The sequence below is a fragment of the Luteibacter sp. 3190 genome, assembly GCF_031456385.1.
Taxonomy (GTDB): Bacteria; Pseudomonadota; Gammaproteobacteria; order Xanthomonadales; family Rhodanobacteraceae; genus Luteibacter.
Genome location: NZ_JAVDUO010000001.1, coordinates 585,797 through 608,832 on the forward strand (window position 1 = coordinate 585,797; position 23,036 = coordinate 608,832).

General features: G+C 66.4%; 21 protein-coding genes. 2 read left to right on the forward strand and 19 right to left on the reverse strand.

Annotated elements, in window-relative coordinates:
- Positions 1 to 69 precede the first annotated feature (69 nt).
- The gene (locus tag J2X58_RS02855) at positions 70 to 981 is read left to right on the forward strand and encodes a DnaJ C-terminal domain-containing protein (RefSeq protein ID WP_310046295.1); all 912 of its coding nucleotides are present in this window, start codon (positions 70 to 72) and stop codon (positions 979 to 981) included.
- Between the two features lie 166 nt (positions 982 to 1,147).
- On the opposite strand, the gene pilH is transcribed toward J2X58_RS02855, so the two are convergent.
- From pilH to purB, 12 genes are all read right to left on the reverse strand, one after another.
- A complete protein-coding gene (pilH, locus tag J2X58_RS02860) occupies positions 1,148 to 1,513 on the reverse strand; it encodes a twitching motility response regulator PilH (protein WP_090054116.1) in 366 nt (121 codons plus the stop codon).
- 178 nt (positions 1,514 to 1,691) lie between these two features.
- Positions 1,692 to 2,684, reverse strand: coding sequence for an acryloyl-CoA reductase (locus J2X58_RS02865; RefSeq protein WP_310046296.1), 993 nt, complete (start codon positions 2,682 to 2,684; stop codon positions 1,692 to 1,694).
- Positions 2,685 to 2,707: 23 nt separating this feature from the next.
- Positions 2,708 to 3,310 (reverse strand): TIGR00730 family Rossman fold protein, encoded by a 603-nt coding sequence (locus J2X58_RS02870; RefSeq protein ID WP_310046298.1) that lies wholly within the window; start codon positions 3,308 to 3,310, stop codon positions 2,708 to 2,710.
- A 205-nt stretch (positions 3,311 to 3,515) separates the two neighbouring features.
- A complete protein-coding gene (gene lpdA / locus J2X58_RS02875) occupies positions 3,516 to 4,943 on the reverse strand; it encodes a dihydrolipoyl dehydrogenase (RefSeq protein WP_090054110.1) in 1,428 nt (475 codons plus the stop codon).
- Between the two features lie 110 nt (positions 4,944 to 5,053).
- On the reverse strand, positions 5,054 to 6,262 hold the full coding sequence (gene odhB, locus J2X58_RS02880; RefSeq protein ID WP_090054108.1) for a 2-oxoglutarate dehydrogenase complex dihydrolipoyllysine-residue succinyltransferase: 1,209 nt from the start codon (positions 6,260 to 6,262) through the stop codon (positions 5,054 to 5,056).
- Between the two features lie 7 nt (positions 6,263 to 6,269).
- The gene (locus tag J2X58_RS02885; RefSeq protein ID WP_310046300.1) at positions 6,270 to 9,122 is read right to left on the reverse strand and encodes a 2-oxoglutarate dehydrogenase E1 component; all 2,853 of its coding nucleotides are present in this window, start codon (positions 9,120 to 9,122) and stop codon (positions 6,270 to 6,272) included.
- 132 nt (positions 9,123 to 9,254) lie between these two features.
- Positions 9,255 to 9,746 carry a hypothetical protein gene (locus tag J2X58_RS02890; protein WP_310046301.1) on the reverse strand — a complete coding sequence of 164 codons (492 nt, stop codon included), beginning with the start codon at positions 9,744 to 9,746 and terminating at the stop codon, positions 9,255 to 9,257.
- Positions 9,743 to 10,945 (reverse strand): cupin domain-containing protein, encoded by a 1,203-nt coding sequence (locus J2X58_RS02895; RefSeq protein WP_310046302.1) that lies wholly within the window; start codon positions 10,943 to 10,945, stop codon positions 9,743 to 9,745. The genes J2X58_RS02890 and J2X58_RS02895 overlap by 4 nt, the downstream gene beginning before the upstream one ends.
- Before the next feature lie 95 nt (positions 10,946 to 11,040).
- Entirely contained in the window at positions 11,041 to 11,916 is an 876-nt protein-coding gene (locus J2X58_RS02900; protein ID WP_310046305.1) for a peptidoglycan-binding domain-containing protein, read from the reverse strand.
- 60 nt (positions 11,917 to 11,976) lie between these two features.
- On the reverse strand, positions 11,977 to 12,573 hold the full coding sequence (locus J2X58_RS02905) for a hypothetical protein (protein ID WP_310046307.1): 597 nt from the start codon (positions 12,571 to 12,573) through the stop codon (positions 11,977 to 11,979).
- 27 nt (positions 12,574 to 12,600) lie between these two features.
- Positions 12,601 to 12,936 (reverse strand): lysozyme inhibitor LprI family protein, encoded by a 336-nt coding sequence (locus J2X58_RS02910; protein ID WP_310046308.1) that lies wholly within the window; start codon positions 12,934 to 12,936, stop codon positions 12,601 to 12,603.
- Positions 12,937 to 13,239: 303 nt separating this feature from the next.
- Entirely contained in the window at positions 13,240 to 14,607 is a 1,368-nt protein-coding gene (gene purB / locus J2X58_RS02915) for an adenylosuccinate lyase (RefSeq protein ID WP_090054100.1), read from the reverse strand.
- 202 nt (positions 14,608 to 14,809) lie between these two features.
- On the opposite strand from purB, the gene J2X58_RS02920 reads away from it, so the two are divergent.
- Positions 14,810 to 16,207 (forward strand): class II fumarate hydratase, encoded by a 1,398-nt coding sequence (locus J2X58_RS02920; protein WP_310046310.1) that lies wholly within the window; start codon positions 14,810 to 14,812, stop codon positions 16,205 to 16,207.
- A 196-nt stretch (positions 16,208 to 16,403) separates the two neighbouring features.
- On the opposite strand, the gene J2X58_RS02925 is transcribed toward J2X58_RS02920, so the two are convergent.
- The 7 genes from J2X58_RS02925 to J2X58_RS02955 all read right to left on the reverse strand — a co-directional run bounded on the left by J2X58_RS02925 (position 16,404) and on the right by J2X58_RS02955 (position 22,954).
- Positions 16,404 to 17,606: a serine hydrolase domain-containing protein gene (locus J2X58_RS02925; RefSeq protein WP_310046312.1), complete on the reverse strand. Its 1,203-nt coding sequence runs from the start codon at positions 17,604 to 17,606 to the stop codon at positions 16,404 to 16,406.
- Between the two features lie 55 nt (positions 17,607 to 17,661).
- On the reverse strand, positions 17,662 to 18,636 hold the full coding sequence (locus J2X58_RS02930; protein ID WP_310046313.1) for a hypothetical protein: 975 nt from the start codon (positions 18,634 to 18,636) through the stop codon (positions 17,662 to 17,664).
- The gene (locus J2X58_RS02935; RefSeq protein WP_090054094.1) at positions 18,633 to 19,490 is read right to left on the reverse strand and encodes an ABC transporter ATP-binding protein; all 858 of its coding nucleotides are present in this window, start codon (positions 19,488 to 19,490) and stop codon (positions 18,633 to 18,635) included. Before J2X58_RS02935 ends, J2X58_RS02930 begins: the two co-directional genes overlap by 4 nt.
- Positions 19,487 to 19,861, reverse strand: coding sequence for a GntR family transcriptional regulator (locus J2X58_RS02940; RefSeq protein ID WP_029213371.1), 375 nt, complete (start codon positions 19,859 to 19,861; stop codon positions 19,487 to 19,489). Before J2X58_RS02940 ends, J2X58_RS02935 begins: the two co-directional genes overlap by 4 nt.
- Before the next feature lie 5 nt (positions 19,862 to 19,866).
- Entirely contained in the window at positions 19,867 to 20,202 is a 336-nt protein-coding gene (locus J2X58_RS02945; RefSeq protein ID WP_090054092.1) for a hypothetical protein, read from the reverse strand.
- A 36-nt stretch (positions 20,203 to 20,238) separates the two neighbouring features.
- Positions 20,239 to 20,421, reverse strand: a complete 183-nt coding sequence (locus tag J2X58_RS02950) for a hypothetical protein (RefSeq protein ID WP_090054091.1) — start codon at positions 20,419 to 20,421, stop codon at positions 20,239 to 20,241.
- Between the two features lie 265 nt (positions 20,422 to 20,686).
- On the reverse strand, positions 20,687 to 22,954 hold the full coding sequence (locus tag J2X58_RS02955; RefSeq protein ID WP_310046315.1) for a TonB-dependent receptor: 2,268 nt from the start codon (positions 22,952 to 22,954) through the stop codon (positions 20,687 to 20,689).
- Between the last annotated feature and the right edge of the window lie 82 nt (positions 22,955 to 23,036).

Here is a 23,036-nt window from a genome sequence, read left to right on the forward strand (position 1 = left end):
CCCGCGGTGGATCCGTCCACCGCGGGCATTTCGTATTTTTGGCAGGTCGACACAAGCGCGGGAGAGCCTGTGGAGTTCAAGGATTACTACGAGACACTAGGGGTCAAGCCCGAAGCGACCGACGCCGAGATCAAGGCGGCGTACCGCAAGCTTGCCCGCAAGTATCACCCCGACAAGAACAAGGAGCCGGGGGCCGAAGAGAAGTTCAAGGCCATCAACGAGGCCAACGAGGCCCTGAAGGATCCGGAGAAGCGTCGGCAGTACGACCAGTTCCGCGCGGGTGGCTACCGGCAGGGCGAGCAGTTCCGGCCGCCTCCGGGCTGGGGACAGCAGGGCGGCGGGTTCGACTTCGGCGACATGGGTGGCCGCGGTGGCGGCGACTTCAGCGATTTCTTCGAAAGCCTGTTCGGCGGCGGCCGTGGGCGCGGCCAGCAGGCGCAGGCGCGCCGCGGGCGGGATATCCAGGCCCGGATCGAGACCGACCTGCAGACCGCGTACAACGGCGGCAAGACGCGTGTGGTGCTGAACGACTCTGCGGGTGGCGAGCGGGTGCTGGAGGTGAAGATTCCGGCCGGCATCACGTCGGGCCAGACGATCCGGCTGGGTGGCCAGGGCCATCCGGGCACCGGCGGCGGCCCCTCGGGCGACCTGCTGCTGGAAATCGCCATCCGCGACGACAGCCGGTTCCGTCTCGACGGACGCACCGTGACGCATGTGCTGCCGATCACGCCGTGGGAAGCGGCGCTCGGTGCGACCGTCCCGGTACCCACGCTCGGCGGGCACGTGGACCTGCGCATTCCCGCGGGCTCGCAGTCGGGACGCAAGCTGCGCCTGAAGGGGCGTGGCCTGCCGGGATCGGAGCCGGGCGACCAGATCGTCGTGCTGGAGATCCGCGTGCCCGTGCCGGAAACGCACGAGGAGCAGGCGGCCTACGCGGAATTCAAGGATGCCTTCGCGGGGTTCGATCCGCGGCGGGGGTGACGCTTACCGCCGGACGGACCGCTTGCCGGGGATCTGTAGGAGCGCGCCCTGCGCGCGACAGCTTTTGGGCCGGACGCTGAGGTCCTGAGCTATTTCGCGAAGAGCTGTCGCGCGCAGGGCGCGCTCCTACGGCGGGCGGCCGTGCTCCTGCACCACCGTCCATTCTTCAGCCCGGCAGGTGTTCCTTCAGCGCCGCGACCAGTTCCTCTTCCTTGATCGGCTTGACGACGTAAGCCTTCGCGCCCTGGCGCAGACCCCACACCTTGTCGGTGTCCTGGTCCTTCGTGGTCACCAGGATGATGGGGATGTGCTTCGTCGTTTCTTCCTTGCTGATGGTGCGCGTGGCCTGGAAGCCGTTGAGGTTCGGCATCACGACGTCCATCAGGATCAGGTCGGGGACTTCGCGCTTCGCGACCTCGACACCCTGCGCGCCGTCTTCGGCGGTGATGGCCTCGTGGCCCAGCTTTTCGACGATGCGCTTGATACCCAGCAGCTGCGACGGCGAGTCGTCGACGATCAGGATGCGAGCCATTCACTTTCCCCCGGGTCGGTGCCCGATGTGTTCTTTGAAGACGCCTGCCGTCCCGGCAGGTGTCGCGGATCCGCGGTGACGAAAAAACGTCGCGCGTGGCGCCCTTGGCGAGCGGCCATTCTACCGGCCACCGCGCCCGTATCAATGGTGCGGCAACACAAACGTGCCCAGGCAGGTATCAGGAAGCGATCCGGACGAGCGTGCGACCGAAGGATCCTCCCTCGAGCATCGCACCGAAGACGCCTGCCACGTCTTCAAGTGCCACTTCCTTCGTGCAGATGGTGTCGAGGTGGCGTGGCTTCCACTCCGAGGAGAGGCGCTTCCACACCTCGTCCCGAACGTCGCGCGCGGTGCCGGCCGAGGCGATGCCGAGTACGCTGACGCCGCGGATGATGAAGGGCATGACCGTCGTTTCGAGCGCCGGACTGCCGGCGAGGCCGCAGATGGCCGCATTGCCGTACGGCGCGATGGCCGGCAGGAAACCGGCGAGCGTCGCCCCGCCGACATTGTCCAGCAGCCCGCCGTAACGGGCGGATTCCATGGGCTTGCCACTGAAGGCGAGCTGGTGACGGTCGACGCAGGTGGTGGCGCCGATGCCGCGCAGGAAGTCGAAGCGATCGGGCTTGCCGCTGATCGCATGGACCTCGTATCCGGCGCCGCTGAAGATGTCGATGCCGAGCATGCCAACACCGCCCGTGGCGCCCGTGATGGCGATCGGCCCCAGGGACGGCGTCTGGCGGTTCTCGGTCATGCGCAGCAGCGCGAGGGCCGCCGTGAAGCCGGCGGTGCCGATGATCATGGCCTCGCGGGTGGTGAGCGTGGCGGGCAGGGCGACCGTCCAGGCGGCGGGCAGGCGCACGTACTCACCGTAGCCGCCGTCGAGCGTCTCCGAGAGGCCGCTGCCCGTGGCGAGCACCTTGTCGCCCTCGCGGAAGGCGGGATCGGACGACGCGACCACCGTGCCGGCGACGTCGATGCCGCCGTTCAGGGGGTACGTGCGCAGGATCTTGCCCTTGCCGGTGCCGGCGAGGGCGTCCTTGTAATTCACCGACGACCATTCCGCGCGGACCAGCACCTCGCCTGGCGAGAGGCTATCGGTGTCCATGGTTTCGATGCCGGCGCGGTGGCCGGCGCCGTCCTGGTGGATACGGAACGCTCGGAACGATGTCATGGGTGTCTCCCTGGCCGGCTCGATCAGCCGATGCTATCGACAGAGGTCGGTGTGATCCACTTCGGCACATACGTGGACTCGTAGCTGCGCATCCACGCGAAGAGCGCGTCGATACCGTCGCCGAACCACACCTGGTCGCGCTGCACCGCCTTGACGAAGCCCTCGGACACCATGTGGTCCATGGTGGCGGCGAGGCTGCGGTAGAAGCCCCGCACGTCGAGGAACGCGCAGGGATACGTGTGCAGGCCGAGCTGTGCCCAGGTCAGCATCTCGAACATCTCGTCCATCGTACCGAAGCCGCCCGGCAGGGCGACGAACGCGTCGGACAGCTCGTACATGCGCGTCTTGCGCTGGTGCATCGTCTCAACGACATGCAGTTCGGTGAGCCCCGTATGCGCGACTTCCTTCTCGACGAGCTGGCGCGGAATCACGCCGATGACGCGGCCGCCGCCCGCGATGACGGCATCGGCCACGGTGCCCATCAGGCCGACCTTGCCGCCGCCGTAGACCAGCGCGATGCCTTCCTGCGCCATGCGCGTGCCGAAGGCCCAGGCGGCCTCGGTGTATTCGGGGTGCGCGCCGCTGCTGGAGCCGCAGTAGACGCAGAGGGATGTGATCTCACGCATGCTCATTCTCTCCGATGTTTTTGTAGGAGCGCGCCCTGCGCGCGACATCTTTTCGCCGCTTCCTGCAACCCGGCGCGCCAGCTCCGGGGCTCGGCCTCAAAACATGTCGCGCGCAGGGCGCGCTCCTACAAAGACACCGTGGCTCGAAAACGACAAAGCCCGCCCATGCGACACAGCATGAGCGGGCTTCGTTCGTGGCTTGCGATCAGTTGCCCTTGTGGATGGCGCGCTTGTCGACCGACAGGGCGGCCTCGTGCACGACTTCCGAGAGCGCCGGGTGGGCGTGGACGATGCGGGCGAGGTCTTCCGACGAGCCCTTGAACTCCATCGCCACGACGCACTCGTGAATCAGCTCGGACACCGCCGGGCCGACCATGTGCACGCCCAGGATGCGGTCGGTTTCGGCGTGGGCGATCATCTTCACCTGGCCGATGCCCTCGTTCATCGCCACGGCGCGGCCGTTGGCGGCGAACGGGAAGGCGCCCGTCCTGTACGGGATCCCTTCTTCCTTGAGCTGCTCTTCGGTCTTGCCGACCCAGGCGATTTCCGGCTCGGTGTAGATGACCCAGGGCACGGTATCCAGGTTGACGTGACCCGGCTTGCCGGCGATCAGCTCGGCCACCATCACGCCTTCCTCGGAGCCCTTGTGCGCGAGCATCGGGCCACGCACCGCGTCGCCGATCGCCCAGACGCCGTCGACGCCGGTGTGGTTGTGCTCGTCGACCACGATGCGGCCGCGCTCGTCGAGCTTCACGCCGGTGTCGTCGGCCAGCAGGCCGGCGGTGTAAGCGCGACGGCCCACGGCGACAAGCAGCTTGTCGACGACGAGGGTCTGCGCGTTGCCGTCCTTGTCGGTGTAGCCGACGTGGACTTCGTCGCCCTTGACCTCGGCCGACGTGACCTTGGCGTTGACCTTGATGTCGAGGCCCTGCTTCGCGAACTCGCGGGCGGCCATCTTGGCGATGTCCTGGTCGGCGACCTGCAGGAACTTCGGCAGGGCTTCGAGCACGGTGGTCTCGGCGCCGAGGCGCTTCCACACGCTGCCGAGTTCCAGGCCGATCACGCCCGCACCGATCACGCCCAGGCGCTTCGGCACCTCGGCCAGATCCAGCGCGCCGGCGTTGTCGATGATGTGCTTGCCGTCGAACTTCGCGAACGGCAGCTCGATGGGCACCGAGCCGGACGCGAGGATGACGTTGGTGGCCGAGAGGGTCTGGACGCTGCCGTCGTTGCCCGTGACTTCGACCTGGTTGCCCTTGAGCAGCTTGCCCTTGCCGAAGAACGAGGTGATCTTGTTCGCCTTGAACAGCATCGTCACGCCGCCGGTGAACTGCTTGACGATCTTGTCCTTGCGGCCGATGAAGGTGCCGATGTCGATCTTCGCGTTCTCGGCGGTGATGCCGTGATCCTTGAAGTTGTGCGTCAGATTGTGGAACTGCTTCGAGGAATCGAGCAGCGCCTTGGACGGGATGCAACCGACGTTGAGGCAGGTGCCGCCCAGGGCGGCCTTGCCGTCCTTGCCGACGAAGGCGTCGACCACGGCGGTCTTCAGGCCCAGCTGCGCGGCGCGGATCGCGGCCACATAGCCCGCGGGGCCGGCACCGATGACGATGACGTCGAACTTGTCGCTCATTGCTTAGCTCCGGATATCACTGCGGTATTGCCTACCGCCCATATATGGGGTCTGGACATGAAAACGGGAGTCTCGCGACTCCCGCCTTCACATGTGGGTTCAGCCGGCCATTACAGCCCCAGCAGCATCCGCTGCGGGTTTTCGAGCTGGTTCTTGATGTCGACCAGGAACAGCACGGCGTCGCGGCCGTCGATGATCCGGTGGTCGTACGACAGGGCGATGTACATCATCGGCGCGGCGACGATCTGGCCGTTCTCGACGACCGGGCGCTCCTTGATCGTGTGCATGCCGAGGATGGCGCTCTGCGGCGGGTTCACGATCGGGGTGGAGAGCAGCGAGCCGAAGGTGCCGCCATTGGTGATGGTGAAGGTGCCGCCCTGGAGGTCGTCCAGGCCGAGCTTGCCGTCACGGGCCTTCTTGGCGTAACCGATGATGCCCTTCTCGACGTCGGCGAACGACATGTCCTGGACGTCGCGCAGCACCGGCGTGACGAGGCCCTTGTCGGTCGACACGGCGATCGAGATGTCCTGGTAGCCGTGGTAGATGATGTCGCTGCCGTCCACCGAGGCGTTGATCACCGGGTAGCGCTTGAGCGCCTCTGTGGCCGCCTTGACGAAGAAGCTCATGAAGCCGAGCTTCACGCCGTTCGCCTTCTCGAACTGCTCGCCCAGCGACTTGCGCAGCTTGACGACCTCGGCGAGGTTCACTTCGTTGAACGAGGTGAGCATCGCGATCGAGTTCTTCGACTGCATCAGGCGCTCGGCGATGCGGGTGCGGATGCGGGTCATCGGCACGCGCTCTTCCGGGCGCGAACCCGGCGTCGGCTTCGCGGCCGGCGCGGCGGCCGCCGCCGGGGCGGCAGCGCCACCCTTGCCGGCGTTGACCAGGTCTTCCTTGGTCACGCGACCGTCGCGGCCGGTGCCGGCGACCGTGGACGGGTCGATGTTCTCTTCCACCGCGACGCGGCGGCCGGCCGGCGAGAGCTCGTCGACGCCCTTCGGCTCGGCGGCTTCGGTCTTCGCGGCCTTCGGCGCCTCGGCGGCGGCGGGCGCGGCGGCCGGGGCGGGCGCGGCAGCGGCGGCGCCTTCCTCGATCACGGCGATCACCTGGCTGCTGGTGACCGTGGCGCCTTCCTCGAACTTGATTTCCTTCAGCACGCCGTCGACCGGCGCCGGCACTTCGAGAACGACCTTGTCGGTCTCGAGGTCGAGGAGGTTTTCATCGCGCTTGACCGCGTCGCCGGCTTTCTTGTGCCAGGTGGCGATGAGCGCGTCGGAGACCGACTCGGGCAGGACCGGGACTTTGACTTCGATGGACATGCTTGTCTTACTCCGCTGCGTGATCGGTGCCGACCGGCGCGACCAGCGCCTGTTCGACGAGCGCCGTCTGTTCGGCGATATGGGTGTTGAGGTGGCCGGCGGCCGGCGACGGGGAACGGGCACGGCCGGCGTACGACAGGCTGTGCTTCGGGCCGATGCAGGCCTGCAGGTGGTGACGGATCTGGAACCAGGCGCCCTGGTTCATCGGCTCTTCCTGGCACCACACCACTTCCTTGGCGGAAGCGTACTTTTCCAGTTCGGCCGAGACTTCCGGGCGCGGGAACGGGTAGAGCTGTTCGACGCGAACGATGGCGACATCGTTCAGACCACGCTTCTCGGCGTCTTCGAGCAGGTCGTAGTAGACCTTGCCCGAGCAGAGCACGACGCGCTTGACCTTCTTGGCCGGCAGATCGCGATGCTCGCCGATCACCAGCTGGAAACGGCCGTTGGCGAGTTCGTCGAGCGACGACACGGCGAGCTTGTGGCGCAGCAGCGACTTCGGCGTCATCACGATCAGCGGCTTGCGCACCGGGCGCACCTGCTGGCGGCGGATCATGTGGAACGCCTGCGCCGGGGTGGTCGGCACGCAGACCTGCATGTTGTCCATGGCGCACAGCTGCAGGAAGCGCTCGAGGCGCGCGGAGGAGTGCTCCGGGCCCTGGCCTTCGTAGCCGTGCGGGAGGAACAGCGCAAGGCCGCAGAGGCGGTCCCACTTCGCTTCGCCCGAGCTGATGAACTGGTCGATCACGACCTGGGCGCCGTTGGCGAAGTCGCCGAACTGGCCCTCCCAGATGGTGAGCTGGTCCGGCGAGGTGGTGGCTTCGCCGTACTCGAAGGCCATGACGGCTTCTTCGGAGAGCAGCGAGTCGATGACCTCCACGCGCGCGCCCTGGCGGACCTTGCGCAGCGGGATGTAGCACTCGTCGCTCTTCTGGTCGTGCAGCACCGCGTGACGGTGGAAGAACGTGCCGCGGCCGGCGTCCTGGCCCACGACGCGCAGGTCGTTGCCTTCGGCGAGCAGCGTGCCGTACGCGAGGTTCTCCGCGAAGCCCCAGTCGCCCGGGAGTTCGCCGGCGGCCATCTTGCGACGGTCTTCGTAGATCTTCGCGACGCGCGGATGCAGCGTGACGTCGGTCGGGACGTCGAGCAGGGCGTCGAGCACCTTGCCCATCGTCTCGCGCGACACACCGGTATCGACGTCCATCGACAGCTTGTTGCCGTGGAAGCGCGTCCAGTCGACCGAGATGTCGCGCTGCGGGTTCGGATCGATGGAGATCAGCGGCTCGCCCTTCTCGAGGCGGCCGCGGTAGTCGTCGAGCATCTTCTGGCCGTCGTCGGCGGCGATGGTGCCGCCCTTGACCAGCGCCTGCGCGTAGAGGTCGCGCGTGGTGGGACGCTTGCGGATCACCTGGTACATCAGCGGCTGCGTGGCCGCCGGCTCGTCGGCCTCGTTGTGGCCGTGGCGGCGGTAGCAGACGAGGTCGATGACGACGTCCTTCTTGAACTGCTTGCGGAACTCGTACGCCAGGCGCGTGACCTGGATGACGGCTTCCGGGTCGTCGCCGTTCACGTGGAAGACCGGCGCGTTGACCATCTTGGCGAGGTCGGTGCAGTACAGCGTGGAGCGCGAGTCGTCGCGACGCGAGGTGGTGAAGCCGACCTGGTTGTTCACGACCATGTGCAGCGTGCCGCCGACCGCGAAGCCGCGGACCTGCGACATCTGCATCAGTTCCATGTTGACGCCCTGGCCCGCGAAGGCGGCGTCGCCGTGGATGAGCAGGGCGACCGACTTCTCGCGGGCGGTATCGCCACGGCGCGCCTGGCGCGCGTGGACCGAACCGGCGACCACGGGATTGACGATCTCCAGATGCGACGGGTTGAACGCCAGCGCGACGTGCACGCCGCCGTTGGGCGTCTTGACGTCGGCCGAGAAGCCCATGTGGTACTTCACGTCGCCGGTGTGGATCGGGCTGTCGTCGTGCTCGAACTTGCCTTCGAACTCGTTGAAGAGCTGCGAGGGGGCCTTACCGAGGATGTTGACCAGCACGTTGAGACGGCCGCGGTGGGCCATGCCGATCACGATTTCCTTGACGCCGTTGTCGCCGGCGGCGCGGACGACGTCGTCGACCATCGGGATCAGGCTGTCGCCGCCTTCCAGCGAGAAACGCTTCTGGCCGACGTACTTCGTGTGCAGGTAGCGCTCGAGGCCTTCGGCCGCCGTCAGCGCTTCGAGGACGCGAACCTTCTCCGCCTTCTGCAGGCCCGGATTGCCCGCCGCCTTCTCGAGGCGCGAGTAGATCCACGAACGCTGGTCGTAGTCGGAGATGTACATGAACTCGGCACCGATGGTGCCGGTGTAGATCTGCTTGAGCTTCGCGAGCAGGTCGCGCAGCTTCATGCGCTGGCCGCCGCCCGCGAAGGTGCCGGTGTCGAACTCGGTGTCGAGGTCGGCGTCGGACAGGCCGTGGAAGGCGAGGCCGAGGTCCGGGGTGTCGATATCCGCCACGCTCAGGCCGAGCGGGTCGATCTGGGCCGCGATGTGGCCGCGCGAGCGGTAGGCGGTGAGCAGGCGGAGGACGCCGGCCTGCTTCTGCGCGTAGGCGTCGTCGGCCGAACCCGCCGCCGGTGCGGCGACCGCCGAGCGGCGCTGTTTCTGCGCGGCCTCGATGCGGGCGATGGCGCCGGAGTGGGGGACGTCGCCGGCCTCGCGGCCCTTGAAGGTCTTGAAGTAGCCGTCCCATTCCGCCGGAACCGAGCCGGGATCGGCCAGCCAGGCCTCGTAGACTTGCTCTACGTAGTCGGCGTTGCCGCCGGCGAGTTGGGAGGATTCGGAAAACTCGCGGATCAGGTTTGCGCTCACGTCACCACCGGCACACACGAAAAGGACGGGCTGCCACGGGGCATGTGGGGACTGCCCGCGGCATAAGAATCCGTTAATTATAGCGCCGTGCTGCTGCGCCGCGCCAACCCAATCTCGCGTGCCGCGGCGATCTCAGATCCCGAGTGGTCTTATCTGCCAGGCGGGCTCGGCCCGCTCCCAGACTTCGTCGAAATACGCCGTCAGGCGAGAGGTCTCACCGGGGGCGTCGAGGTCGCCGCGGGCCTCGAACCGGGTGGCGCTCGGCCTGAACAGAAAGCCACCGGCGAGATCGGTGACGAAGGCCGAGGCGTAGCGCAGATGACTCTCATCGGTCGGCACGCGGATGGTCATGGCGGTGGGCAGCCGCTGCGCGAGCGCGACCAGCCGGTGTCCTTCGCGGTGCGCGCGTTCGGCGTCGTGCGTGAGGATGCGGACCTGCGCGTGGCGGCCGCCGGTGGCGAGGCGGCGCAGTTCGGCGAGCGCGGCCTCGCTCTCGAGGATGCCCGGCTCCATCGTGGGCAGGTAGATCGCGAGACGGTGACGGGCACCCGCCAGCAGCTGGAGAAGGGCGGCCTCGAGGCTCGCCCGGTCGTCCGCCGCCAGAGGCCTGCCCGCGGAGGTCACCGGCGGCGGCCCTTGCGGATGCCGATCTGGCCGTCGTTGATCAGGGCCAGCAGGGTCGCCCGGTCGGCCTTCGACGGCACGCGGTCGAAGGTCACCTCGCGCGCGCCGGACAGGCGTTCCGCGAGTTCGGCCGAGGTCTCGTACGCATGGCCGCTGACGTAGAGGGTGACGGCGTTCTTTCCCTTCACCCAGGCGAGGCGGGCGAACGGGTGGCGGACGAACGTCGCACCGGCGTCGATGGCCTTGTCCAGCGCCGCCTCGGTCGTGGCCTTCGGCGGCGCCGCGGCGTCCTGCGCGTTGCGGTAGCGCGTGATGAACCGGCCGAACCAGTCGGCCAGCAGGTCGCGATCGAGCGCGGCGGCGAAGGGCAGGGCCTGGCGCAGGCGGTTCAGGGCCGCGTTGTCGATCTCCCCGGCCCGCTTCGCGGGCGCGAGGTCGGGGTCGGTGTAGCGGAGCTCTTCGGGCATCCGCTCGGCGAGGAAGTCGGCGAGGTCGCCGGTCAGTTCCGCCTGCGACGGCGCGCGCATGCCGATGGAGATCGTCATGCAGTCGCCGATCGCGACGCCGTCGTGCGGCACCCCCGGGGGCAAGTAGAGCATGTCGCCCGGCTCGAGCAGCCATTCGTGCGTGGGCTCGAACGTCTTGAGCTGCTTGAGTTCGACGTCGTCGCGGAAATCGAGCGGTGCGTCCGGATCGTCGCTGATCGCCCAGTGACGCTGGCCGATGCCTTGCAGGAGGAAGACGTCGTACTGGTCGACGTGCGCACCGACGCCACCGCCGTCCTCGGCGTAGGACACCATGATGTCGTCCACGCGCCACGTGGGCAGGAACGCGAAGTGATCCAGCAGCGCGGCGACGTCTGCGTCCCACTTGTCGACGTCCTGCACGAGCAGGGTCCATTCGCGTTTCGGTGTCTTGCCGAACTCGGCTTCGTCGAACGGCCCGGTCTTCACCGTCCAGCGGTCGCGTTTCTCGTCGTGGACGATCAGGCGCGCGAGCACGCCCTCCTCGCAGGCGAGGCCGGCGAGGTCGTCGGGCTGGATCGGTGCCTCGAAGTGCGGGATCGCGTTGCGGATCAGCAGCGGGCGCTTCTGCCAGTAATCGCGTAGGAACTGGGCCGCGCTCATGCCCAGCGGCTGGCTGGCGCTGCCGCGCACTTCGATGGGGAGGGCTTTACGGGTGGGGGTCTTGATGGCCATGGGCGCGATTGTAAACGGGCAGCAGGCCTCTCAACACCACGCGAGACCGCACGGCGCGTGAGGGGACGCGCTCGCGTGCGATGGCGTGATCCCGCTTATCGGTGCAAGGCAGGCTGGTGACTGGGTGCCTCCTGTACCTGAACCTGGCTTTGCTGCTGGTTTGCCGCTTGCTGGGCCGCCTGCAAAAACGCGGCGCCGCTTTGCTCGAGTGGGGTATTTACCGCTTGGGCAACGTCGACATTGGCGTGCACCTTGAACGGCGAATTGAGATCGCCTTGCACGGCGTAGGCTCGGGATCCATTGTCGCTCATGACGACGTGGTCGATGCGGCACATCCGTTCGGAGCATGCCGCCACGGCCAATGACCCCGCCAGGTTGCAGCTGGCCTGATCGGTGGCACGGCCCCATTGCTCGTCGATGCCCCGTACCCTCTCGAGGGCCTGGGTGTAGAGCGACACGCCGGGATGGCGGCCGTCGCTGAGGCTCATGCGCGAGACTTCGTGCGCCCGACTCAGGTCGCGCTGGAGTGCCTCCCGGGTGTTCGTGCCCGCTACCCCGTCAGCCTGTAATCCATGAGCTCGCTGAAAACTCTCGACGGCGGCTCTGGTGGATGGTCCAAAGCTACCATCAGAAACGAGTGCGCGACCGTGTGCGTCGGTTATGCCGAGCTCGCTAAGTTGCGATTGCAAGGCTCGCACAGACTCGCCTGACGAGTGCTGGCGGAGCGAGCCGGACTCGGGCGCGTGCGCCCTCACACGCTGGCCTATCGCGCTGAGAGCTTCGCGAATATCGGAGTCGTCAGCCTGTGACGAGGGGTCAAAGGTGCTGCTGGCAACTTTTGTCTGGGCGCGTTCAATCGCAGCCGCCTTTTCTGGATCGGCGAATGCGGCCTGGTACCGCGCGGCAAGGTCGGCTGCCTCCGGCCCGGCGTAGGTCCTGTGGTGCGACTTGATATCGAGTGCGGTGCTCATGACGTCCTCGTAAGTGCCACCATTCTCGAGAACACGTTTGAAGGCCGGGAGCTGCGTCGGTTATTGATTTGCTCTCTTGGCCAGAATGGCGATCGTCTCGAGGCGATGCTCGTCAGTGATATTCCTTCCGTGGGTTTCCACCATTCGAGCTGCAGATTCGGTGGCATTCTTTATCTGCGGGAAGTCCACGTTCGAATGGATCCATTGCTTTCCGTTCTCCGAGGATGCCCAGTGGTTGATTGCATTTCGGGTTCTGGAATCAATAAATGAAATGGTGGATCGGCCGTTCTGGCCGTTGCCATGCGTGAGGAGCGTTGATCGCAGGGCTGCGCGATCATCGGGGAACACGCTTCCATGCTCTTTCGCGTGTGCGGCTGACTCGTCGATGATGGCATCGACGTAGCTTTTTGCTCCCGGGATGGACGACCCATCGGCGGAACCTAGCGACCACGTGCCTCGCTGGCCCAAGTCCACTTGTATGGTCCCGATCGAGTAACCGCTGTTGTCTCTGACTCGGGACGGATCGCCCCACGTGCTATCAGTTACGCCTGCGACACTCAGGCGGTACGATGCTGGACCACCCTCCGTTCCTCGACCGACAATAAAAAAGATAGCGCCGGAGAGTGCCTCTCGATCTCGCGTGTCAGGACCCGGCATGACTCCTCCTTGACTGTATTTGGTTACTTATTTGCCGATGGATGAGATGTAACTCTCGAGGACGTTCGCGCGCTCGCAGAATCTGAAAAGTTCCGCTTGAGATACGTCAATGTTGGCCACCTGATTCGATCCACCGATTGCCGTCTCTGCTGCTACCGACTTCGTGTTGAAATCCAGCCATGCACGTTCAGCGGCACGCACTGAGTCTCTCGCCTTAGGGTCAAGACTTGTCATCAGAACGCCGTAGGCCTTGTTTAAGCGCGCATCTTGTCCCTTCCTTTCAGTCGAGATGCATTCGCTGACCTTCGATTCATCCAGACCGGCGCTATTTACGCAGGCGAAGAACGACTCGGTCAGACCCATCGGTGCACCGTGCCGCATCGCCTGCGTCGTCCTTGTCTGCGCTGATTGAGCCGAGATACTTGTCGATATCAGTACGGCCGCACTCAGTATTACGTTCCTGGCCCTCATTCGATGCTCCCGCGAGTTCGTGTTAGCCGAGTCCTAAACGGTGGTGCTCTCGTCGATGCATCGGCTGAGTGCGTCTTTGTCCGCGCAGCGACGGTACCTGACCGGTAACACGCCAGTCTATGGAGCAATCCGAACAGAGGGCGAAGAAAAGCCCGGTTGTGACGGGCTTCTCGTTGTGTCCCTTGACGTTGCGGATCAGATCGCCCTGGCCAGCTTGTCCGCCAGGCCGATGTAGCTGGCCGGGGTGAGTTCGGCGAGCGCCTTCTTCGCATCGGCCGGGAGGTCGAGGCCGTCGATGAACTGGCGCATCGAATCCTTCGTGATGCCCTGGCCACGCGTGAGCGCCTTCAGCTGCTCGTACGGCTCCGGCAGGCCGAAGCGGCGCATGACGGTCTGGACGGCCTCGGCCAGCACTTCCCAGCTCGCGTCGAGGTCGGCGGCGATGCGTTCGGCGTTGACGTTGAGCTTGCCGAGGCCCTTCATCAGGGATTCCAGCGCCACCAGCGAATGACCGAACGCCGTGCCGAGCGCGCGCAGCACGGTGGAATCGGTGAGGTCGCGCTGCCAGCGGCTGATCGGGAGCTTCTCGGCGAAGTGGCCGAGCAGGGCGTTGGCCAGGCCGAAGTTGCCTTCGGCGTTCTCGAAGTCGATCGGGTTGACCTTGTGCGGCATCGTCGAGGAACCGACTTCGCCGGCCTTGAGCGCCTGGCGGAAGTAGCCCAGCGAGATGTAGCCCCAGATGTCGCGTGCGAGGTCGATCAGGATGATGTTGATCCGGCGCAGCACGTCGGCGAACTCGGCGATGCCGTCGTGCGGCTCGATCTGCGTGGTGTACGGGTTGAACGTGAGGCCCAGGCCGTCGACGAAGCGGGCGGCGAGCGCGGGCCAGTCGATGGCGGGGTACGAGATCACGTGCGCGTTGTAGTTGCCGACGGCGCCGTTGATCTTGCCCGGAATCTCGATCGCCACCAGCTGGCGACGCTGGCGCTCCAGGCGCGCGACGACGTTGGCGAGTTCCTTGCCCATGGTGCTCGGGGAGGCCGTCTGGCCGTGCGTGCGCGAGAGCAGCGACAGACCGGCGTGCTCGTGCGCGAGGGCGCGCAGGGTGGCGATGACCTGGTCGATGGCCGGCAGCAGCACCGTCTCGCGCGCGTCGCGCAGCATCAGCGAGTAGGCGAGGTTGTTGATGTCCTCGCTGGTGCACGCGAAGTGGACGAACTCCTTCGCTTGGGCGAGCGCCGGGTCGTTGCCGATCTTTTCCTTGATGAAGTACTCGACCGCCTTGACGTCGTGATTGGTGGTGGCCTCGATCGCCTTGATGCGCTCGCCGTCCTCCGCGGAGAAGTCGTTAGCGATGGCGAGCAGGCGCGTCACGGCCTCCGCCGAGAACGCCGGCAGCTCGACGATGCCCGGGTCGGCGCCGAGCGCGAGCAGCCAGTGGATCTCCACGTGCACGCGGCGATGCATCAGGCCGAATTCGCTGAAGATCGGACGCAGCGGGCCGGCCTTGGCGGCGTAGCGGCCGTCCAGCGGCGAGAGGGCGGTCAGCGTGGCGTGGGACATGGGGTCGTTCCTGGGGCGGGGGCGGTCAATCGGCGATTATACCGGGCCGCCAGCGCCTTGGCCCCGTAGGAGCGCGCCTCGCGCGCGACAGCCTTTCGCGGGGAACCCCGAGCTCGCGCGCCGGATCCGGGTTCGCTCGCGAAAAGATGTCGCGCGCGAGGCGCGCTCCTACAATGGGGCGTCCCCCTCCGGAGTTCTGCGCATGACGAAGTTCCGTACCGAACGCGACAGCATGGGCGAGTTGAAGGTCCCCGCCAAAGCCCTCTACGGGGCCCAGACCCAGCGGGCCGTGGACAACTTCCCCGTGTCGGGGCTGACGATGCCGCGCGAGTTCATCCGCGCGCTGGGCCTCGTGAAATCGGCCGCCGCCGACGCCAACGTGAAGCTGGGACACCTCGACGAGGCCTCGGCCAGGGCGATCCGCGACGCCGCGGCCCGGGTCGCCGCCGGCGAGGTGGACGAGCATTTCCCGATCGACGTGTTCCAGACCGGCTCGGGCACCAGCTCCAACATGAACGCCAACGAGGTCATCGCGCACCTCGCCGAAGCCGCGGGCACGAAGGTCCACCCGAACGACCACGTCAACGCGGGGCAGAGCTCCAACGACGTGATTCCCACCGCCATCCTCGTCAGCGCCACGCTGGCGACCACCGAGCGGCTGCTGCCGGCCCTGAAGCACCTGCGCAAGACCATCGACGGCCGGGCGAAGGAGCTGAAGAAGGTCGTCAAGACCGGCCGCACGCACCTGATGGACGCGATGCCGATCACGTTCGGCCAGGAGCTCTCGGGATGGTCGGCGCAGATCGGCGACGCCATCGAGCGCATCAACGACACCCTCAAACGCACCCGGCGCCTGCCGCAGGGCGGTAGCGCCGTGGGCACGGGCATCAACGCCGATCCGAAGTTCGGCCCGTCCGTCGCGGTCGAACTGACGAAGTTGACGGGCGTGAAGTTCGAATCGTCCGACAACTACTTCTCGGGCATGGCCGCGCAGGACGGTCCGGTGGAGCTCTCAGGCCAACTGCGCACGCTCGCCGTCGCGGTCATGAAGATCGCCAACGACCTGCGCTGGATGAATTCCGGCCCGCTCGCCGGCCTGGGCGAGATCGAGCTGCCGGCGTTGCAGCCGGGCTCGTCGATCATGCCGGGCAAGGTGAACCCCGTGATTCCCGAGGCGGCCGCGATGGTCGCCGCGCAGGTGATCGGCAACGACGCCACGATCGCCATCGCCGGTCAGTCGGGCAACTTCCAGCTCAACGTCATGCTGCCGGTGATCGCGTACAACCTGCTGCAGTCGATCGAGATCCTCGCCAACGTGACGACGCTGCTGGCCGACAAGGCCATCGCGGGGTTCCGCGTGAACGAGGACAACGTGCGCGCGGCGCTGGACAAGAACCCGATCCTCGTCACCGCCCTCAATCCGGTGATCGGCTACGAAAAGGGCGCGGCGACCGCGAAGCAGGCCTATAAGGAGAAGAGGCCGATCCTGGACGTGGCGCTGGAGACCACGGGCCTGTCGAAGGCGGAACTGGCGAAGCTGCTCGACCCCGCCGCGCTGACCAAGGGCGGCATCCATGGCGGCGGCGGTGGCGGTGGCTGAGCAGCGTCGGCGTCGTCGCGAGCCTGACGACCGGGGCCGTGGATCCCGGCGTACGCCGGGATGACCGTGAGGGGTCTCGTGCGTTCAGCGCACCGGCCCCCTCACGTCGCACCGGCGCACGCCGGTGCCTACGGCGGGGCGCCGGGTGGTCGCGGCGAGGCTGCCGGCAACCGCCGTTGACGCCACGGAAGACCGATCACTTCTTACACGCCGGCGTGGCGTTGGCTTCGTCGCGGCGGTCGTACCGCACGTACCCGTTCCACGCCACCGGGAAACACGTCCGCCCCAGCACATCGTCGATCACATACGGAAAGATCGACTCGCCGCGCGAGCTGTTGCTCATCATCAGCAGGCAGGTCTTCGATCGCTCCAGGCAGACGAACAGGTTGTTCGTGCCGTCGTCGTGACCGCCCTTGAAGAACGCTGGGCCCTGCGGCGACTGGAAGGTAACGACGCCGAGCGCCGAGCCCAGCGCGATGTCGTCATAGGCCGTCGTATCCGGCAGACCGATCGTCGGGAACTGCTTCGGCGAGTGGATGCGGGCGACGGGCGTGAGCCACGTGCGATACGTGGCGGCGTCGAGGCCATCGCCCCGGGACATCGCCGCCACCAGCCGCGCGAAGTCGGCGATCGTCGTATCCATCGAGCCTGCCGCCCGGACGGACTCGCGCTCGTCATGACCGAGCGCCTTGCCGTTCTCGTCGTAACCGATCGCAAGGTTCGATGCGAAGTCCGGCCGCCACGTCATGCTCGTCCGCGTCATCCCGAAGGGCACGAACAGGCGATCCTTCATCAGGGTGGCGACATCGATGCCCTTGCCGTTCTCGAGCACGAACTGCAGCAGGTTGATGCCTTCGCCCGAGTAACCGTAGCGCGTGCCCGGATCGAACCAGAACGAGAGCTTGCCGTCCGGGTCGTATGCCTTTCCCGGCTGCCAGAAACGAAAGTTGGGAAAGCCGCTGCGATGACTCAACAGGATCGCGGGCGTGAGCTTGCGCCAGCGCTCGTCGCCGGCGAGGTCGGCGTATTTCTTGTACTCGGGCAGGGGCTTCGGCAGATCGGCGGCGATGCTTTCGTCGAGGCTCAGTTTCCCGGCTTGCACCAGCGACATCGTGGCGTAGGCGAACGCGGCCTTGGTCAGCGATGCCGCGTACATGACGGTATCGGTGGTCAGCGGCAGGCCCTTCTCGACATCGCGCATGCCATAGGCCTTGACCGAGGCCACCTTGCCGTCGTCGATGACGGCGATCGCGAAGCCGGGCACGTTGGCGTCCTTCATGAGTTGCGTGATCCGCGCGTCCAGCGCGGCCCCGCGCAGCGGCGGTCTTTCGGCGGCGGTCGCGCCGGTGGCGGTGACAGCGAAGAGCAGCGATCCGAGCAGCGTCGAGCGAAGCATCATGCGTCCTCCCCAGATGGAGACGGCTCCCGAGGGAGCCGTCCAGGTCGATTCACGATCAGGTGTCGTCGCGCCAGCGGCGGAACCAGATGGCACCGGCGATCATCGCCGCACCCGCCAGGGCGCCGATCCAGAGCGCGGGGCTGGCAAGGGCGCTGTAGTGGTACGCCAGATCCATGCCTTTCACGAGCGACGCCGGGTTGTCGTCGTCGAGGCCCGCCAGCGACGAGGTGTTGCCGATCCAGCCGCCGGGCATCAGGCTGCCGAGGAGACGGCCGACCACGTTCTTCCAGAACCAGTTGCTCGACAGGCCGGCGATGCCCATGAGTCCGAACCAGGAGACGATCACGCCGGCGCCGACGGGCAGGGCGATCGCCCAAAGGAACGGCTTGCCTCGTGCCCAGGCGGAGCAGAGCAGCAGCCAGCCGACGGTCGGCAGCGCCCAGATCGCATAGAGCGGGATCAGCAGGATCATGTTGATCACGACGCGGATGGGATGCGAGGCCATCAGAAGCGACCAGACGCCGACGCCGTGGATCGCGGCGACGATGGCGATCAGGATGCCGAGCACCAGCGCCACGATCACGCCCACCACCACCGCGATGGCCGGGGCCAGGAGCAGCGCGCTGGCGACCTTCGACAGCACCGTCGAGGTATCGGACAGCGGCAGCGACTTCCAGAACAGGATGCTGCGGTCGCGGCGGTCGTCGTAGAGGGCGCCGAGGCAATAGAAGAAGATCACGATCGCGGTGACGCAGAGGATCACGCCCGCGACGGCGTAGAACATGATGTCGACGCCGGCGGCGACCTGCTGGAGGTCTTCCGGGCGCATGTGCGCCTGCAGCTGCGCGTCGCCGCCGAAGCGGAGTCCGCCCCACCAGTGCGGGTTCTCCCGGCGTCCGAACACCTCGCCGAGCACCAGTCCCATGCCGTTGAGCACCAGGAACACGATGCCGGTGACGACCGGCGCCCAGAAGAAACCGCCCTTGGTTTCCCAGAACTCGCGTTTGACCAGCCAGTAGAAGGTTTTCATGCGTAGGTGCCCTTCATGGTGGCGACGAAGAGGTCGCCGATCGACGGTCGCCGTACCTCGCCCAGCCGTTCGAGCTGCGGGCGGCTGACGTTGTCGAAGAGGAAGATGCTCTTGCCGAAGACCTGGCGCTCGTCCAGGGGCTTCAGTTCGCGCGCGGCGGCGGCCAGTTCCGAACCCACGAGGACTTCGGAGAACCGTTCGCCGAGGCTGTCCATGTCGGTATCGAGCACGATCTTCCCGTCGCGGATGAACATCAGGTCGGTGAGGATGTGTTCGATCTCCTCGACCTGGTGGGTGGTGACCAGGATCGTCTTCTCCTCGTCGAAGTAATCCTCCAGCAGGCTCTGGTAGAACTGCTTGCGGTAGAGGATGTCCAGACCCAGCGTCGGCTCGTCCAGCACCAGCAGCTTCGCGTCGATCGACATCACCAGCGCGAGGTGCAGCTGCACGATCATGCCCTTGGAGAGCTGCTTCACCTTCTGCCCCGGCTGCAGCTTCGTGCGGGCCAGGAAGGCGTCGCACTTGGCGCGGTCGAAGCGGGGATGGGTGTTGGCGACGAAATCCACGGCGTCGCGCACCTTCAGCCAGCGCGGCAGCACCGCGACGTCGGCGATGAAGCAGACCTGCTCCATCAGCTTGCCGCGATCCTTGCGCGGGTCGAGGCCGAGGACGCTGAGCTGACCGTCGAACGTGGTCAGACCCAGGATCGCCTTCAGGGCGGTCGTCTTGCCGGCGCCGTTCGGGCCGATCAGGCCGACGATGCGGCCGGCGCCGATCTGGAAGCTGGCGCCGTCCAGCGCCAGGGAAGATTTGTAGCGCTTGGTCAGGCCGGTGGCGGTAACGACCGCGGTCATGACGGGTCCTCCGTGGAGCCGTTGGCTTCACGCATCAGGGTTTTGAGGTCGAGGCCCATGCGCTGCAGGCGGGCGAACAGGGCCGGCCATTCCTCGCGCAGGAAGCGCTCCCTTTCACTTTTCAGCAGCGCGTCGCGCGCGCCATCGATAACGAACATGCCAAGACCCCTCCGTTTCTCAACCAGTTGTTCGTCGACCAGCTCCTGGTACGCCTTCGATACGGTCAGCGGGTTGATCTGGAAATCCCCCGCGACCTGGCGGACCGACGGCAGCGGATCGCCTTCGTTCAAGGCGCCATCCAGGATCATCGCCACCACGCGTTCGCGGAGCTGGCGGTAGATCGGGACGCTGTCGTTCCAGGTGATGGACATGTAGTTCATTCCTTCGCCGTGTGGCGCAGTGCGTTACCGAACGAATAGTAGGGCATGGCCAGCTGCGCGCCGATGAGCGCTGCGGCGCGATCTTCGGCGCTGCGCTTGATGGCGGCCGCGGCCGAATCCAGGGTGTCTTCGCTCGCCAGCATGGCCTGGCGCACTTCGGCGTCCGTGGGCCGCACTTCGATCGGGGCCAGGTCGACGACGCGGGTGCCGTTGACGAAGTGCGGCGCGGCGAGCATGGAGGCGGCGCGGTCATCGAAGGAGCGCAGGGCGAACACGCTGGTGCCGGCAATCAGAAGGGAAGCGGTCAGGGCGATGAGGTTCGGCGCTTTCATGGAAGTACTCCGATGACGTGTGGAGGCTCTTGGGGGTTACAGGGAGGCGACATCCGCGCCGGCATCGGCGTAGACGACGATCGGGGCGAGGTCGGTGACCTTGGCGCCGTTGATCTCGGTCAGCGGGGCGGCGGTGGTCGAGGTGCTGTGGAAGCCGACCAGGGCGGAAGCGGCGATGGCGAAGGAGGCGGCCAGGGCGATGTAGTTCGGGCTTTTCATGGTGTCTGCTCCTGTGGTGCTGTGGGTGACCGGTGTTGTAGTGAACTATAACACCAGATTTTTAGCCGTCAACGGAAATTTCGTTGATTTCCATATGACTTATGGCCTATGCCGTGCCGGGGTGTGCTGGTGGGCAGGCACGGTAGAGATGCGCTGAACGCCTAAAAGGTTGCAGGCATGCTCGCCGTCGTACCGGCATGCGCCGGTGCGACGAGCAAAAAAAACGGGCCCCGAAGGGCCCGTCATCGTCACGCCGCGGAGCGACTTACAGCTCCGCGCGGAACTCCACGCCGATGATGCGCGGGTCGTTCACGAACGCCGTGCGGTTGTTGAAGTCGATGCCGCCGGTGATCACCTTCTTGTTGGTGATGTTGCGGCCGTAGAACGCGACCTCGCGCTTGCCGAAGTCCCAGTTGTAGCCGATGCGGATGCCGCCTTCGAGGAACGGCTTGCTGCGGAACTCTTCCGACTCGTACAGGAAGAAGTTCACTTCGCTGCGGTAGTTCCAGTCGGTGTAGACGAAGAACTCGCCGCTCTCGCCGTACGGGATGCCGTAGCGGGCGGTCCACGTGCCGATCCACTTCGGCGCGTTCGGCAGCACGTTGCCGTCGATCAGCGCGTTGCCGGTGGCGTTGAGCGGATCGATGACCGTGCAGCCGCCGCCGCACGGAGCGACCGCGAGGTTGCGGTCCTTCAGTTCCGTGTGGTTGTAGCTGCCGCCGGCGGTCATGTAGAAGTTCGGCGTCAGGTAGGCCTCGAGATCGAACTCGGCGCCGTAGCCTTCGGTCTTCTTCGCGTTGATCAGCTGCGTGACGTTGGTGGCACCACCCACGGCCGTCAGCTGCTGATTGTGCATGTTGTACTTGTACACGTCGGCGTTGAAACGCAGCTTGTTGTCGTCCGACGTGGACTTGTAGCCGATCTCGTAGGACGTGATCGTCTCCGGCTTGGCCGTCGAGATGCTGTTGGCGAAGTTGATGCGGCCCTGCACGCTGGGTGCGCGGAAACCGTTCGCGACGCGCGCGTAGACGTTCGAATTCTTCGACAGCTGCCAGGTGCCGGTGACGTCGCCGCTCCAGCGCGAGTCGGTCGGATCCGACGTCAGCGGGCCGACCGGGCCGGTGAAGCCGAGAAAGCGCTCGGCCTTGAAGTCACGCTTGTCGTGCGACCAGCGCGCGCCGGCGCGCACGTCGAATTCGTCGGTGAACTGGTAGTCGGCCGAACCGAACACCGCCCACGCCTTCGTGCGCTGGCTCTGGTCGACCCAGCCGTTGAGCACGTGGTTGTTGAGCGTGTCGTAGCTGAAGTTCGTGATCGCGATGTCTTCGTCGAAGTAGTACGTGCCCACCTGCCACTTCAGGCGCTCGGCCGAGTCGTTCGACAGGCGGAATTCCTGCGTGATCTGGCGATCCTTCGGCAGCGCGTCGGCCGTTTCGGAGTAGAACGGGGTGACGCGGTTGGTGAAGCTCGGCTTCGCCGGCGTCTCGGACGCGTCGTAGCCGCCGTCGACGTCGCCGAGGCTGTACGTGGTGGCGCGCTCGAGGCCGGTGATCGACGCGAAGTTGAGATCGCCGAAGTGCCAGTTCAGGTGCAGGTTGCTGCCCCAGGTGAACAGGTGCTGCTTGTTGCGGCCATCCTGCGACACCGAATCGCGATCGAAGCCCGGCACGAACTGGTCGCCGCCGAGGGTGATCGAGTTGGCGCGGTTGACCATGGCGCTGCCGTCGAGCCAGCGGCCGTGGACGTTGATCAGTGCATCGAAGTCTTCCGAGGCCTTGTAAAGGGCCTGGAGGCGCACGGCGCGGTCGTTGTAGCCGCCGAGATCGTCCTTCTTGCCGGTGTAGTCGTTGTCGATCCAGCCGTCGCGGTGCTGGGCGAGGGCGGAGACGCGGCCCGACCAGTTCGACGCCAGCTTGCCGCCGATCGCGGCCTCGGCGTTGGCCGTGCCATAGGAGCCGTAGGAGACGCGGGCGTAGCCCTCGGTTTCCTGGGTCGGCTTGCGCGAGTCGAACTTGATCACGCCGGCCGGCGAGTTGCGGCCGAAGAGCGTGCCCTGCGGGCCGCGCAGCACTTCCACCTGCTCGAGGTCGAACAGCGGGAAGCCCTTGAGGATCGGGTTCTCCTGGACGATGTCGTCGTAGACCATCGAGACCGGCTGCGACGCGTTGAGGTCGAAGTCGCTGTTGCCGAGGCCGCGGATGTAGAAACGCGGGAATTCGCGGCCGTAGGAGGTTTCGGCGTAGACGCTGGGCGCGCGCGAGGCGAGCTGCAGCACGCCGTCGCCGGCCTGGCCGAAGGCCTCCAGCTTCTCGGCGGTGACCACGGTCATGGAGATAGGCACCTTCTGCAGGTCTTCCGTGCGCTTTTCGGCGGTCACGTTGATGGTCTGCAGGGTGGCCGTCTTGGTCGGAGCGGACGTCTGCGTGTCCTGCGTGGCGTCCTGGGCGATGGCCGTGCCAGCGGTGAGCGCCGTGGCGATGGACAGGGCAATGACGAGACGTCGCGGCATGCGGCGCGTGCTTGCGAGAGACATGGTTTTGGTTCCGCCTGGGAGGTCCTGGGGTGGGAGAGTGCCTCGCCAACTGCGGTCGAGCCGGTCCCCTGGCGAGGGCGCG